The organism is Microbacterium sp., from assembly GCF_049650565.1.
In the GTDB taxonomy this organism is placed as follows: Bacteria; Actinomycetota; Actinomycetes; order Actinomycetales; family Microbacteriaceae; genus Microbacterium.
In genome coordinates this window covers 39,073-53,450 of the sequence record NZ_JBASAK010000045.1, presented here as the reverse complement: position 1 = coordinate 53,450, position 14,378 = coordinate 39,073, and the positions used below count along the sequence as shown (strand labels likewise).

The 14,378-nt window shown below is 67.8% G+C and carries 15 protein-coding genes; 6 read left to right on the top strand and 9 right to left on the bottom strand.

The features are described from left to right. Nucleotides 1-23 precede the first annotated feature (23 nt). From WA967_RS08770 to WA967_RS08755, 4 genes are all read left to right on the top strand, one after another. The gene (locus tag WA967_RS08770; RefSeq protein ID WP_424421324.1) at nt 24-1,118 is read left to right on the top strand and encodes a substrate-binding domain-containing protein; all 1,095 of its coding nucleotides are present in this window, start codon (nt 24-26) and stop codon (nt 1,116-1,118) included. Between the two features lie 70 nt (nt 1,119-1,188). Further along, nucleotides 1,189-1,995 carry an ATP-binding cassette domain-containing protein gene (locus tag WA967_RS08765; protein ID WP_424421321.1) on the top strand — a complete coding sequence of 269 codons (807 nt, stop codon included), beginning with the start codon at nt 1,189-1,191 and terminating at the stop codon, nt 1,993-1,995. Then, nucleotides 1,992-3,257 (top strand): sugar ABC transporter permease, encoded by a 1,266-nt coding sequence (locus WA967_RS08760; protein ID WP_424421318.1) that lies wholly within the window; start codon nt 1,992-1,994, stop codon nt 3,255-3,257. The genes WA967_RS08765 and WA967_RS08760 overlap by 4 nt, the downstream gene beginning before the upstream one ends. A gap of 51 nt (nt 3,258-3,308) precedes the next feature. After that, entirely contained in the window at nt 3,309-4,106 is a 798-nt protein-coding gene (locus tag WA967_RS08755; protein ID WP_424421316.1) for an IclR family transcriptional regulator, read from the top strand. A gap of 17 nt (nt 4,107-4,123) precedes the next feature. Here the strand turns inward: WA967_RS08755 and WA967_RS08750 are convergent, their stop codons facing one another. The 9 genes from WA967_RS08750 to WA967_RS08710 form a co-directional block, all read right to left on the bottom strand. Further along, nucleotides 4,124-5,134 carry an N-acetylglucosamine kinase gene (locus WA967_RS08750; RefSeq protein WP_424421313.1) on the bottom strand — a complete coding sequence of 337 codons (1,011 nt, stop codon included), beginning with the start codon at nt 5,132-5,134 and terminating at the stop codon, nt 4,124-4,126. Beyond that, the gene (locus WA967_RS08745; protein ID WP_424421310.1) at nt 5,122-6,381 is read right to left on the bottom strand and encodes a 6-phospho-beta-glucosidase; all 1,260 of its coding nucleotides are present in this window, start codon (nt 6,379-6,381) and stop codon (nt 5,122-5,124) included. Before WA967_RS08745 ends, WA967_RS08750 begins: the two co-directional genes overlap by 13 nt. A 2-nt stretch (nt 6,382-6,383) precedes the next feature. Beyond that, the gene (locus WA967_RS08740; protein WP_424421307.1) at nt 6,384-7,265 is read right to left on the bottom strand and encodes a carbohydrate ABC transporter permease; all 882 of its coding nucleotides are present in this window, start codon (nt 7,263-7,265) and stop codon (nt 6,384-6,386) included. Beyond that, nucleotides 7,262-8,263: a carbohydrate ABC transporter permease gene (locus tag WA967_RS08735; RefSeq protein ID WP_424421305.1), complete on the bottom strand. Its 1,002-nt coding sequence runs from the start codon at nt 8,261-8,263 to the stop codon at nt 7,262-7,264. Before WA967_RS08735 ends, WA967_RS08740 begins: the two co-directional genes overlap by 4 nt. A gap of 1 nt (nt 8,264) precedes the next feature. Then, nucleotides 8,265-9,614 (bottom strand): extracellular solute-binding protein, encoded by a 1,350-nt coding sequence (locus tag WA967_RS08730; protein WP_424421302.1) that lies wholly within the window; start codon nt 9,612-9,614, stop codon nt 8,265-8,267. A gap of 79 nt (nt 9,615-9,693) precedes the next feature. Beyond that, a complete protein-coding gene (locus WA967_RS08725; RefSeq protein ID WP_424421300.1) occupies nt 9,694-10,869 on the bottom strand; it encodes an ROK family transcriptional regulator in 1,176 nt (391 codons plus the stop codon). A 120-nt stretch (nt 10,870-10,989) separates the two neighbouring features. After that, nucleotides 10,990-11,274: a hypothetical protein gene (locus tag WA967_RS08720; protein WP_424421297.1), complete on the bottom strand. Its 285-nt coding sequence runs from the start codon at nt 11,272-11,274 to the stop codon at nt 10,990-10,992. Between the two features lie 38 nt (nt 11,275-11,312). Further along, nucleotides 11,313-11,735: a hypothetical protein gene (locus tag WA967_RS08715; RefSeq protein ID WP_424421295.1), complete on the bottom strand. Its 423-nt coding sequence runs from the start codon at nt 11,733-11,735 to the stop codon at nt 11,313-11,315. Beyond that, nucleotides 11,701-12,465, bottom strand: a complete 765-nt coding sequence (locus tag WA967_RS08710; protein WP_424421292.1) for a beta-galactosidase — start codon at nt 12,463-12,465, stop codon at nt 11,701-11,703. The genes WA967_RS08715 and WA967_RS08710 overlap by 35 nt, the downstream gene beginning before the upstream one ends. A 250-nt stretch (nt 12,466-12,715) precedes the next feature. Here WA967_RS08710 and WA967_RS08705 point away from each other — a divergent pair, with 250 nt between their 5' ends. Both WA967_RS08705 and WA967_RS08700 read left to right on the top strand, forming a co-directional pair. Then, nucleotides 12,716-13,678 (top strand): Abi family protein, encoded by a 963-nt coding sequence (locus tag WA967_RS08705; RefSeq protein ID WP_424421433.1) that lies wholly within the window; start codon nt 12,716-12,718, stop codon nt 13,676-13,678. Between the two features lie 26 nt (nt 13,679-13,704). Continuing rightward, nucleotides 13,705-14,367 (top strand): DNA alkylation repair protein, encoded by a 663-nt coding sequence (locus WA967_RS08700; RefSeq protein ID WP_424421290.1) that lies wholly within the window; start codon nt 13,705-13,707, stop codon nt 14,365-14,367. Nucleotides 14,368-14,378: the final 11 nt, after the last annotated feature.

Here is a 14,378-nt window from a genome sequence, read left to right as displayed (position 1 = left end):
TCTCACCATGGAGGGTTCCCCCAATGAAGATCACCATCAGAGGTTCCGCACTCGCCATCCTGACCACGACCCTCGTCGTGGTGGGACTCGCGATCACCGGCTGCTCCACGCAGTCCGACTCTCCGGGAACATCCGATCCCGGAGGCTCCGCAGACCAGCAGGGGTTCAAGATCGGCCTGCTGCTGCCCGACGAGACATCCACCCGCTACGAGACACAGGACCGCCCCCAGTTCGAGGCCGCGCTGAAGAAGCTCTGCCCCGACTGCGAGCTGCTGTACGCGAACGCCGATCAGGACGCTGCGAAGCAGCAGCAGCAGGCCCAGTCCATGCTCACGCAGGGCGCGAAGGTGCTCGTCGTGGATCCCTGGGACGGCGTGGCCGCAGCGAGCATCGTCAACCAGGCCAAGTCGCAGAAGGTCCCCGTGATCGCCTACGACCGGCTGATCCACAGCCCCGACCTGGCGTACATCATCTCGAATGACTACACGAAGGTCGGCGAGCTGCAGGGCCAGGCCCTGGTCGACAAGCTCAAGAAGGACGGCGTCACCTCCGGCGGCATCGTGATGCTGAACGGCGCCGACACCGACAACAACGCGGTGAACATCCGCAAGGGCGCCTCCGGGGTCATCGAGGGCGCCGGCTACACGGTGCTCAGCCACCTGGAGACCTGGGACGGGCCGACCGCGCAGAAGTTCGCCGCCGCGCAGATCGCCAAGTTCGGAGACCAGATCAAGGCCTTCTACTCGGCCAATGACGGCAATGCTCAGGCTGCCATCTCGGCCATGAACGCCGCGGGCATGCCCCTCGTGCCCACGACGGGCCTGGACGCCACGCTCGCCAGCATCCAGTCGATCCTGGCCGGCCAGCAGTACATGTCGGTGTACAACTCGTTCGCCGGTGAGGCCGCGCAGGCGGCCAAGGTCGCCGTGCAGCTCGCCAAGGGCGAGAAGCCGGAGTCGTCCGCGCAGATCGAGGGCATCCCGGCATTCCTGCAGCAGCCGCAGGCCGTGACGATCGACAACATCGCCGACACCGTCGTCAAGGACGGCGTCTACAAGGTGTCGGAGATCTGCACCGCGCAGTACGCCGCCGCCTGCAGCGCCAACGGAATCAAGTAGCCGGCCCGACGGTGCGGTGGGGAGCCTCTCCCCCCTCTCCACCGCACCGCGAGCCTCAGTTAGGAGCATCGTGACTGGATCATCCACCCAGACCGCCGCGGAGCCGCTGCTGTCGCTGCGCGGGATCAGCAAGTCCTTCGGCGCCGTCAGCGCCCTCACCGACGTCGATCTCGACGTGCACGCCGGGGAGATCGTGGCCCTGGTCGGCGACAACGGCGCCGGCAAGTCCACACTCGTGAAGATTCTCGCCGGTGCTCACGCCGCCGACTCGGGGACGGTGCTGTGGAGAGGTGAGCCGACGACTCTCGCCAGCCCCCTGGACGCGCAGCGCCTGGGCATCGCGACGGTCTACCAGGACCTCGCACTGTGCGACAACCTGAACGTCGTGCAGAACCTGTTCCTCGGGCGCGAGAGCGGTTCGGCCTGGGCCATGAACGAAGTGGACATGGAGAAGCGCTCCTGGGGGCTGCTGTCGCAGCTCTCCGCGAAGATCCCCTCGGTCCGCATCCCCGTGGCCGGCCTCTCCGGCGGTCAGCGCCAGACTGTCGCCATCGCCCGCTCCCTCGTCGGCGATCCCAGCGTCGTCATGCTCGACGAGCCCACCGCCGCGCTCGGCGTGGCCCAGACCGCCGAAGTGCTCAACCTCGTCGAGCGACTTCGCGACCGAGGTCTCGGCGTCATCCTCGTCAGCCACAACATGGCCAACGTGCAGAACGTCTCCGACCGCATCGTCGTGCTGCGCCTGGGGCGCAACAACGGGACGTTCCGGACCCGCGACATCACCTATGAGGACATCGTCACCGCCATCACCGGCGCTGCGGACAACGCCGTGAGGGCGCGCGAGCTCTCGCACGCGCAGAAGGAGAACGCACAGTGAGCACACGCACGCAGTCACCCGCGGCCGATCAGACCGCGCCCCTGGACCGGCAGGACGAGCGCCTCGCCGCAGCCGGCACCGGCCTCAGCGGCCGGCTGCAGGCCGGATGGCTGCGCATTCGCAGCGGCGACATCGGCTCGCTGCCCGTGATCATCGGGCTGATCCTCATCGCCGGCGTGTTCCAGATCCTGAACCCGCTGTTCCTCTCCAGCACGAACCTCGTCAATCTGATGCTGGACAGCGCCGCCGTCGGCACGATCGCCGTGGGAGTGGTCCTGATCCTGCTGCTGGCGCAGATCGACCTGTCCATCGGCTCGGTCAGCGGCCTCTCGGCGGCCGTGCTCGCCGTTCTGTACGTGCAGCTGGGCCTGCCGCTGTGGCTCGCGCTGATCGCGCCGATGTTCATCGGCGCCCTGATCGGGCTGCTGTACGCCGGCCTGTTTCTGAAGTTCGGAGTGCCCAGCTTCGTCTCCACCCTGGGCGGGCTGCTGGCCGTCCTCGGTCTGCAGCTGTTCCTGCTGGGGAACAACGGCTCCATCAACCTCCCCTTCGACTCGTTCATCGTGGAGTTCGCGCAGACCATGTTCCTCCCCGCCCCGGTGGCATACGCCCTCATCGCCGCGATCTCCGTCGGGTACCTGGTGACGTCGTGGTGGTCACGGCGGATGCGTGTGCGCGAGAACCTCTCCGCCCCGTCGAAGGCGGAGCTGCTGGTGCGCGCCGCAGTGCTCCTGATCGTGCTGGAGGCCGTCGTCTGGTATCTGAACACCTCGCGGGGACTCGCCACCATGTTCGTGTTCTTCATCGCGATCATCGCCGTCACCGCCTACGCTCTCAAGCGCACCCGATGGGGCAGGGCCATGTACGCCATCGGCGGCAACGTCGAGGCTGCGCGCCGCGCGGGCATCCATGTCAATTGGGTCTACGTGTCGGCCTTCGCGATCTCCTCGATGCTGGCCGCGGTCGGAGGGCTGCTCGCTGCCGGACGGCTCGCGGCCGCCACGCTCAGCAGCGGCACGGGCGACGTGAACCTGGAGGCCATCGCGGCGGCGGTCATCGGCGGAACCAGTCTCTTCGGCGGTCGCGGTCACGCGCAATCGGCCCTGCTCGGCATCCTCGTCATCGAGGCGATCGCCAGCGGCCTGAACCTGCTGAACCTGGACTCGTCGATCCGATTCATGGTGACGGGCGCCGTGCTGGTGCTCGCCGTCGTCGTCGATTCGCTCTCGCGCCGGTCGCGAGCGGCGCATGGCACCGCCTGATCTGGAGGCAGCGTCCTTATACTCGCTACGTCGCACTCTGAAGGGATTCCCATGGCCTCCGCCTCCGCATCAGCCAAACCGGCAGGCTCCACCCGCACGGTCCGCTCCGTGGTGCACGCGGTTCAGCTGCTGCGCCGCCTCGCCCAGTCGTCGTCACCGAGCGCCCTGGGCGAGCTCGCCGCCGGGGTGGGACTCAGCAAGCCCGCCACGTTCAACCTGCTGAAGACGCTGGAGCTGGAGGGCCTGGTGGGCAAGGACTCCGATGCCAAGTACCGGCTGGACTGGGGAGTGTACGAACTCGGAAGCGCCGTCGTGCGCGGTGCCGATCTGACACGCGTCGGCCGGGCGCACCTGGACCGGCTGGCCGAGGCTACGGGTGAGGCGACGCTGCTGGCGATCATCGATGACCAGAGCGTGCTGTACATCGACCGGGGCCAGGCGGATGCGTCGTTCGCGATGGTCGCCAACGTCGGCCGCCGATCGCCGCTGCACACCAATGCATCGGGCAAGGTGCTGCTGGCTTGGAAGGATGCCGCATCCCTCGACGAGTACCTCGCGACCGCCCCCCTGGAGCGCAGGACAGCCCGCACGATCACCGATCCCGCGGTGCTGCGAGCCGAGCTCGAGACCGTGCGCGGCCAGGGCTTCGCCACCTGCGTGCAGGAGCAGGAGGAGGGTCTGTCCAGCGTCTCCGTGCCCGTCATCGGGCACACCGGCGAAGCCGTCGCCGCCCTGACCGTCGCGGCACCCAGCCAGCGGATCAACGCCGAATCGACTCCGGGGCTGAGGGATCTGCTCCTGGCGGCGGCCGCGGAGATGTCCACGGAACTCGGCGGGGGCATGGCCTGACCCTCCAGGGCTCGAGCTCAGTCCACTCGCGAGAGCTCCCGCTCCGCACGGACCAGCACGTCCTCCGAGCATCCGATGCTCTCCAGCGCCAGCAGCGCCGCCCCGACGATCGGCCGGGAGCGCACGAGGATCATCTCGGCATCGGGCGCCCGGCGCGCGAGCCCGCTCCGGACCCCGTCGAGGAGTCGACGGTTTCCGGCGGCCAGGATGCCCCCGCCGAGCACCACCGGAACGGGGCGTCCGCCGAGGTCGAGGCGGGTGATCGCGGCGACGGCGAATGCGACGATCTCCTCGGCCTGACGATCCAGCACCCGGCCCGCGACGACATCCCCGGCATCGGATGCCTGCAGCACCAGCGGAGCGAGGGTCGGAAGGGTGCGCTCGCCCAGCCGGCCATAGTGGAACGCCTCGATCACGGACTGCACGTCCGGCAGCCCGAGATGCGCCGGCACGGTGCGGGAGAGCATCGTGGGATCGCCGCGGCCGTCCACCGCTCTCGCCGCATGCCAGAGGGCCGCCTCGCCGAGTGTCGATCCACCGCCCCAGTCGCCCGAGATCATGCCCAGGGCGGCGAAGCGGGCCACCTCTCCATCCGCCCGCACGCCGACGCAGTTGATGCCGGTGCCGCAGACGACGGCGATGGCGTCGGGTCGTCGAGTGCCGGCGCGCAGCAGCGCGAACATGTCGTTGCCCACGACGACCGGATGCGCGGACGCGCGGGCCCACGTCGTCTCGGCGATCGCCTCCGCGAACGATGCCACGTCGCGCGGCATGTCCATTCCCGAGAGATAGACGCTGCACCGCAGCAGCTCCCGGGGCCCGGCCTTCGCGAGGACCTCGGAGATCGCCGCGTCGACGATCCCGACCGACGGGCTCAGATCCTGAGGCTCCACGGTCGTCCCCGGCATCCGCGCGTGTGCGATCAGACGACCGTCGGCCCCTACGGCGACGGCATCGGTCTTGGTGCCGCCACCGTCCACGGCGACGATGACGGCGTCGGCTGGGGTCGCCGCATTCACGCTGTCCACGCCAGATGCGCGGCGTTCTCCGCGATCAGCAGATCCGCGAGCCTGGAGGCGCGATCGTACTGACCGACCAGCGGATGCGCGAGCAGAGCGCGCACGACACGGTCCCTGCCTCCGTGCATCGCCGCGTCGAGGGCCAGCCGTTCGTATGACGCAGTGTGCGAGATGAGGCCCGCGAGGTCGTCGGGCAGCGGTTCGACGGGCAGTGCGTGCACGCCATCGGCCCCGACCCTCGCCGACACCTCGATGGTGTGGTCGTCAGGGAGGAACGGCAGGGTTCCGTCGTTGCGCAGATTCACCACCTGCACGTCGCCGCGGTCCGAGGTCAGCGACGAGATCAGATCGACGGCGGCCTCCGAGTAGAACGCACCACCGCGCTTGCGCAGCTCCTCCGGCTTGGTGTCGACGGCGGGGTCGGCGTAGATGCGCAGCAGCGCCTCCTCGACGGCCATCACGGCCTCCGCCCTGGTGGCGGAGCCGAGCTGCTCCGTGAGCACGTGGTCGTGCGCGTAGAAGTAGCGCAGGTAGTACGAGGGCACCATGCCCAGCATCGACAGCAGCTCCTGCGGCAGCTCGACCTCCTCCGCCAGCTCCGCGAGGTGTTGGCCGAGCAGATCGTCCAGGACGGGCTTCCCGTCGACGGTGACGCCGCGCTCCCAGGTGAGGTGGTTCAACCCGACGTGCTGGAGCTGCACACGGGCGTGATCCACGCCCAGCATCCGCGCGAAACGACGTTGGAAGCCGATCGCGACGTTGCACAGGCCGACCGCGCGGTGCCCCTCCTGGAGCAGCGCGCGGGTGACGATGCCCACAGGGTTCGTGAAGTCGATGATCCAGGCATCCGGTCTGGCGTGGGCCCGGATCGCCTCGGCCACGCGCAGCACCACCGGCACCGTCCGCAGCGCCTTGGCGAATCCGCCGGGGCCCGTGGTCTCCTGTCCGATCACACCGCAGGCGTGCGGCCAGGTCTCATCGCCCTTGCGCGCGGCCTGCCCGCCCACTCGCAGCTGGATGAGCACGATGTCGGCATCCGCGACACCGGCCACGAGGTCGGAGGTCGTGATGATCCGCCCCGGATGCCCTTCGCGGGCGAACATGCGTCGTGAGATCGCAGACACCAGCTCCAGCCGGTGATCGTCCGGATCGACCAGCCACACTTCTTCGAGACGGAGCGTGTCCTGCAGTCGCGCGAACCCGTCGATGAGCTCCGGCGTGTAGGTCGACCCTCCGCCGACAACCGCTAGTTTCATGACTATCCCTTCACTCCAGTCAGCGTGATGCCCTCCACGAAAGTGCGTTGGGCGAAGAAGAAGACGACCACGACCGGGATGGTCACCAGCATCGTCACGGCCATGGTCGTGCCCCAGTCGGTGCCATGCGATCCGCGGAAGGTCGCCAACCCGTAGGCCACCGGCCAGTTCTGCGGACTCTCCGACGCGTAGAGCAGGGGGCCGAAGAAGTCGTTCCAGGCGTGGAAGAACAGGAAGATGCCCGCGGCGGCGATGCCAGGCCTCGACATCGGCACGACCACTCGCATCATCACCCCGAACTCGCCGTTGCCGTCGATCCTCGCCGCGTCCGCGTATTCGCTGGGGATGGTCAGGAAGAACTGCCGCAGCAGGAAGATCGAGAACGCGTCACCCAGCAGGTTCGGCAGGATCAGCGGCCACAGCGTGCCGGTCAGTCCCAGTTGCGCCCACATCACGTAGATCGGCACGACCGTGATCTGCGGCGGCAGCAGCATCGCGATGATGATCGCGAAGAAGATGACGTTCGCGCCGCGGAAGCGGATCTTCGCCAGCACGTACGCGGCGGGCACCGAGGAGGCGAGCATGAACACGGTGGCGAGCCCCGCATACAGGGCCGAGTTGCCGAACCACAGCGCCAGAGGCACCTGGGTGAACGCCTTCGCGTAGTTGCCCCAGTCGAACGGGGCGGGCCACAGTGAGGCCGTCAGCGTCTGCCGGCTCGACATCAGCGAAGTCAGCAGCACGAAGATGACCGGCGCGATGAACAGCACGCCGAGCGCGACCAGCGCGGTGTGCTCGGCGATGAAGGTCAGCACGCGGCTGGGCGAGGTGCGCGCACGGCGTCGCTGCGGTGCGACGGAGCGCGCGGACGTGGATGTGCTCATGACCGCCCTTCCGGTGAGAACGCCTTGAACTGACGCAGCAGCACGCCGACGAACACGCCGGCGACGACGAACAGCACGACGGCCAGCGCCGCCGCGTAGCCCAGCTGGAAGTTGCTGAAGCCGCGCACGTACAGCCACTGGGTATAGGTGAGCAGCGACTTGCCGGGATAGCCCATGACCGCGCCGATGCCGTTGTTGACGCCCGCGGTGCCGCTGGCCACGCTGGACGCGACAGCAGCCTCCGTGAAGTACTGCAGGGCGGCGATGACGCCGGTGATCACGGCGAACACGATGACCGGCATGATGCTGGGCAGCGTGACGTAGCGCACCTTCTGGAATCCGTTGGCGCCGTCCAGGGCTGCCGCCTCGTACTGATCCTGCGGCACGTCCAGAAGCGAGGCGAGGAAGATGATCATGATGTCGCCGAGCACCCACATGCCCAGCAGCACGAGCGAGGGCTTCGACCAGGCGGGGTCGTTGAACCACAGCGGACCCTGGATGCCGAAGATCTTCAGGACGTGGTTGACGGGCCCCGCCCCCGGGTTGAACAGGAACACGAACGCGACGGTGGACGCGACCGGTGGCACCAGAGCGGGAAGGTAGAAGAGGGTGCGCCAGAGTCCCGCCGCGAAGCGCGCCCGGGTGAGCAGGCCTGCGACGGCGATCGCGCAGATGATGCGGACGGGCACCAGGATCACGACCAGCCAGAGAGTGTTCAGCGTCGCGGTGACCACGGCCGGGTCCTGGGTGAACAGGTACACGTAGTTGCGCATCCCGATGAACTCCGGCGGGGTCAGCAGGTCGTAGCGCGTGAACGAGTAGTACACGTTCGCGAGCAACGGGTAGGCGAAGAACACGCCCAGGCCGAGCAGGGCCGGGCTGAGCATGCCCCAGACGACCAGCCGCCGCGCGGTCTTCGGAGAGCGGAGGCGCCTGGTGGGGCGGCGATCCGCATCGTGTCGCCCCACCTGCCGCTCCGCTGCGCGGAGAGTCGTCATCTCACGGCGCCTTGCTCAGTGCCAGGGCGTTGTCGATGTCCTCGTCGACCTTGGCGAGTCCTGCGTCCAGATCGGTCGCCTCACCCGACTGCCACTGATCCCAGAAGGTCTGGAACGTGGTCTGGTTCGCATGGCCGATCGCCGTCGCCGGCACGCTGACCAGGTTCGGGCTCGCTGCGATGTCGAGGAAGGTCTGGAACTGCTGCGGGTAGTCCAGGTCGGCGGAGTTCAGCGCAGCCTTCGTGGTCGGCACGTTCTTGATGCCGTTGGCCAGCTTCACCACGGTGTTCGTGTCGGTGGTGAGGTACTTCAGCAGGGCCCACGCGAGATCGGGATGGGAGGATCCCTTCGCGATGCCGGCGATGGTTCCCGTGGTGTACCCGCCGCCGTACAGCGACGCGTAGTCGTCCCCGACGGGGAAGGGCGCGGTGCCGTAGTTCAGGTCCGGCTTCTGGTCCTCGATGAAGGCCACCCGCCACTCGCCGTCCATGTTCATCGCGATCTGCCCGGTCTGGAAGGCGTTGTCGGCTGACCACTCGTCGCCGAGTCCCGAGGTGAAGGCCTTCAGCTTGTCGTAGCCGATCTCATCCACGTAGTCCTTCTGCCAGGTGGCCAGATCCTTCCAGCCCTGGTTGTTCAGCGCGCTCTTGGCACCGTCATCCGACATCCAGGGACCATCGATCGTGCCCGTGTAGTTGACCGGCTGATTCTCGTAATAGTTCATCAGCGGGTTGAAGCCGAGGGTCTTGATCGAGCCGTCGGCGTTGTATGTGGTGAGCTTCAGACCCATCTCCTTGAGCTCGGAGAGGGTCTTCGGCGGAGCCGTGTAGCCGGCCGCCTTGAGCAGATCGGCGTTGTAGTACAGGCCGTAGACGTCGGCGAGCATCGGCAGCGCGCACTGCTTGCCGTCGAACGAGGTGTACTTCTTGGCGACGTCGGTGAACTCCGACATGTCGACACCGTCTCGCTTGATGACAGGGTCGAGATCGCGGAATGATCCCGACGAGCAGAAGAGCCCGACGCTGTCGGTCGAGCCCGAGATCGCCACGTCGATGTCGCCGCCGGTCGCGATCTTCTTCGCGAGCTTCTCGTCGTCCTGTCCGGAGTGCACTTTGACCTTCACCCCGGGATTGGCCTTCTCGAAGTCGGCGACGACCCCGTCGATGGCTTTTGCCTCGCGGTCGCTGAAGAAGTGCCACAGCGACACGGTCCCGCTCAGCTTGGCGGGGGCGGTGGAGGAGAAGTCCGCTCCACCGGAGGAGCCTCCCGCGCATCCCGCGAGCACCACGGTGGCGCTGGTGGCGAGGGCGAGCATGGCGCCGAGGCGGCGCCGGGTCGAATGTGTGTTCATCGTAAGACCTCACTGTTGTTACGAATGGATGTTGCAGAACCAACCACCTGGGTGCGGTGGATGATCGTGGGTGCGCTGCTCAGGCCGGGGAGGACAGCTCCTCGAGCAGGCGCGCGCGCAGTTGCGCGACGAGGATCTCGCGTGCACCCCGCAGCACAGGGCGGTCCCTGACCGCCGTGTGGATCACCTGAGGGTGCCAGCGGGTCTCACGCTCGATCTCGGCACGGACGAGATCGGCCAGAAGGTCGCCGCCGGCTGCGCCGACGGGACCGCCGAGCACGATGAGCTCCGGCGCGAGGATGGCCAGCACCGGGATGATGCCGACGGCGGCGCGGCGGGCGATCTCCGCCAGCACCTCGGCGCGGTCAGGATGATCACCGAGGGCTGCGAGCACCTGATGGTCGTCTCCGACGATCCCGTGTGCGCGGGCGATCTCCATGACGGCGGGTTCGCCGAGCAGATCCTGCAGGGAGCGTGCCTCGGGATCGATGTGCACCGCGTCACGAGGCACGGGGAGGTAGCCGATCTCGCCCGCACCGCCGGCTGCACCGCTGTGCAGCGCCCCGCCGAGGTCGAACGCCAGGCCGAGGCCCTCGCCCATCCACAGCAGAGCGAAGTTCGATGCGCCGGCGGCGACGCCCTCGGCCCGCTCGGCGATGGCGGCGAGGTTGACATCGTTCTCGATGAGGACCTGTACGCCCAGCGACGACTCCAGGTGCTTTCTGATGCCCTCAGTCGGCCAGCCGGGAAGCGTGTCGATGAACGACAGCCGGTCTCCTCGCGGGTCGACCGAACCGGGAAGGCTCAATGCCACCATCTGCACGGTGCTGCTGTCGACATCTGCCGCCGCGCAGGCCGCATCGATCGCGTCGCGCACGTCGGACTCCGCCGAGCGACGCTGATCGGCGCCGACCTCGACCTCGACGATGGGATGCTCGACACCCAGCGCGTCGACGACGCAGGAGCGGATGAGGAACTCACTGACATCCACGGCGACGCCGCGAGCCCGCTGCACCTGCACCCCGTAGCTGACGGCGTTCGGTCCACGTCGGCCGGAGATCGCCCCCACGGGCTCCACGATTCCCAGCTGCTCGAATCGGGCGACGATCTGCGAGGCGGTCGGCTTGGAGAGCCCGCTGAGCTCGCTGATGCGGTTGCGGGTCAGTGCTCCATGCTCGAACAGCAGCTGCAGTGACGCGCGTTCATTGCGCTCGCGCAGCCAGGCGGGCGTTCCCGGGGTGTTCAGCGTCGACATCGATCTGCTCTCTCTCGCTGAGAGAAAACTAACAAGAAGGTTTCTTAATAGCAATACCCTCACGAAAGATCTTGTCTCCCACGGCGAAGATCGGCCAGGCTGGCTGCCGACGGCGCGGCCTCAGGCGCCGATGAACTCCTCGATCTCGCCGTAGTCGGCGCTCTCACGGATCTCGATGACAGCGCCCAGGCGGTCGGTGTCGAGCACGACGATCTCGTTCTCGCCCTCGTGCCAGAGCGGGCCGGGGGCGTAGAGAGTCACCTGCGGGCCGCGCTCCCAGTACCAGCCCAGCAGGAAGCCGTTCAGCCACACCATGCCGTGCGCCGAGCCGGGCAGCGCGATCCACGCGTCCAGCGGGCGGGAGACGGTGACGGATGCCACAGCCAGACCGTCGTGGCCCTTCACTTCGTCTCGCTTGCGCTCGCTCGGTACAGGCGACAGGCTCAGGGACCCGGCCTCCTGGGTCGCTGAGCCCGTCGAGGCGGCGTGGACGCCACCACGGGAATCGCATCCCGCGGCAGCATCCGGTGCTCCCAGCCGTGCTGGAACCGGCGGCCGATGAGAACACCTCCGAGAACGCCCTTGCAACCGCCGGTGCGCGGCCCGTAGTTCACCCGCCCGAGGCTCTCCACGACGACCAAGAGGCGCCCCGAGCCGCCAGCGATGGGCAGGGTGAGGGTCTGCTCGCCGTCGTGCTCGATGGTGCCCAGCCGCACGTCGTCGAGGAACACCGTCGCGCGGTCGCGCAGCTCGAGCAGCGTGAGCTCGGTGTCGGCCGCGAAGACGATCTCCGACGAGTATGCGACCAGCCCGTCCTCCGCGCCCAGCCCCTCATAGGAGAGCGGCTGCGGAGCGATGGCGACCACCGGCTGCGCACGCGACGTCCGGCAGCGACGCGACCGGCACCAGCGTCGCGGATGCCGCGGTCTGGTGCTCCGGGTCATCCGGCACGGGCGGAAGGTCTCCGGAGTGGAACGGCGCGAAGACCCGCCGCAGCGCGTGGAACTTCGCGTTCAGCGAGCCGTCCTCACCGATCGGGGCGTCGGAGTCGTACGACGTGATGGTGGGCTGGATGACGCCGTCGTGGTTGGCGCCGGCCCACAGGCCGAAGTTCGTGCCGCCGTGCGCCATGTAGATGCTCACCGAGCCGCCGGCATCCAGCAGCTCCTGCACGGTGCCGATCATGCTCGCGGCCGACCGGACGTGGTGCTTCTCGCCCCAGTGGTCGAACCAGCCGCACCACAGTTCGCTGCACATCAGGTGCTGGTCGTCGGGCCGAAGGGCCACGGCATCCTCCACACCGCTGCCGAAGGTGAAGGTGCCCATCGCGCCGGGGACGCTGCCGTTCCGCACCATGTCGGCCGTGGTGCCGTCGGCGTTGGTGAGCATCTCGACAAGACCGCGGCTGCGCAGACCATCGCGCAGGTGAGCCAGGTAGGTCTGATCGGTGCCGTAGGAGCCGTACTCGTTCTCCACCTGGATCAGGCGGATCGGCCCTCCGTGCGCAGCCTGCAGCGGCTCGAGCTGCGGGATGCGGTGCGGCGCGCCGTCGCGGAAGCGTCGTCCGTCGCGCCAGACGAGGGATGCAGCGGGCATGGTTCTCCGGGGTTGAGTAGGCCGTGTTGACGTTCACATTGCCGGGGTGGCCTGTGGTCGGCATCCGCTCTGCCAGCTCGAACCGCGAGTGTCGGAGCTGCTCCTTAGGCTCATCGCAGACGACGGAGGATCGATGAGCACCAAGAGCTGGCAATGGCGAGCCATATCACCTAAGCTGGGTGGACAACATCCCCCAGCCTCTCCACGATGCGCAACAGGGGGATTTTCTTTTGCCTGACCTCCCCCGCCGATATCGCAAGCCTGCACTGTCCGAAGACGCGCTGCTCGCCCGCTGGCGGGAGCGCGGTCTCGTGATCTCGGACCCGATCGTGCACTGCGGTATCTGCGCCACCTCGGGTACTACCGGATCTCCGCATATGTTCGCAGTTTCGAGACTTCGACGCGTGACGTGATCCGCCCCGGAGTCAGCTTCGATGACGTCCTCCGCCTCTATGTGTTCGACCGACAACTCCGCCTGCACATGCTCGACGCGCTTGAACGCGTGGAGGTCGCTGTACGAGCCGCGATCAGCGACCATATGTCCCTCATCGGCGGTCCGCACTGGTCTGAGGATTCAGGGCACTTCACGCACCGGCCCGCTCACCAGCATCTCCTGCATGACATTGACGACATGCTCCGTCTCCAGCACGCGCGACGTGCCGAGACGGACCTCGGAGGAGACCGATTCGCCTCAGCGCTGGATCACTACGTCGCCAATTACGACGAGCCGTCCCGTCCCCCGACCTGGATCGTCTTCGAAGAACTGAGCTTTGGCCGGACCCGCGCGGTGTACGACTCGCTCGCCGACAGGCAGGTGCGATCATCGATCGCCAGATCTCTTGGAGTCATGCCGCCGGTACTGTCGTCCTGGCTCAAGAGCTACCAGCGAGTGCGCAATATCTGCGCCCACCATGGAAGCCTCTGGAATCGCGGTCTGGGCGTGTACCCGATGATCCCGAAGTCACGCCACACGAGGTGGCTGGACGATCCCACTCCGCTGGAAGAGCCGTGGCGCCGCCAGAGACTCTTTCCAGTGATGGTCTCGCTGCAGACCGTCCTCCACACGATCTCACCGAGGTCCACCTGGGGGCAGCGACTGAACGGCCTCCTGGACGCGACCCCTGCTGTTCCACTGCACCCGATGGGAGTACCGGATGGATGGTTCGACGACCCGTTCTGGTCGACCGAGCCGAGTTCGTCGCCACACCGATGAATTCATGCCTCGCGTACGCTGACCCCATGCAGATCACCGCTCCCGAGGCCCTCGCCGAACTCGCAGCCCTCGAGGATCCGAAGGCGCGTGCCGTCAACGAGCGGCATGGCGATGCGCACGGCGTGAACCTGTCGAGAATGCGGGCGCTGGCGAAGAGCATCGGGCTGTCCACCGACCTGGCGCGCGAGCTGTGGTCCGCCGAGGATGTCGCCGGACAGCTGCTGGCGCTGCTGATCGCCAACCCGCGCGAGCTGTCGGCCGATGAGATCGACCGGATGCTGCGCAGCACCCGCAGCGCGAAGGCGCACGACTGGCTGGTGAACTACATCGCCAAGAAGTCACCCCGGGCCGAGTCCCTGCGCGAGCGATGGAGGGATGATGCGGATTCCGATGCCCGAGCCGCCGCATGGTCTCTGACCTCGGTGCGGGTGGCGAAGAAGCCCGACGGCCTGGACCTGGACGCGCTGCTGGACCGCATCGAACGCGAGCTCAAGGACGCGCCGTCGCGCGAGCAGTGGGCGATGAACGAGACCCTGGCCACCATCGGCATCCATCACCCGGCGTTGCGCGAGCGCGCCATCGCCATCGGCGAGCGCCTGCAGGTGCTGGCCGACTACCCGACGCCGCCGAACTGCACCAGCCCGTTCGCGCCCGCGTGGATCGCCGAGATGGTGCGCCGCCAGGGCTGACGACGGGGCGG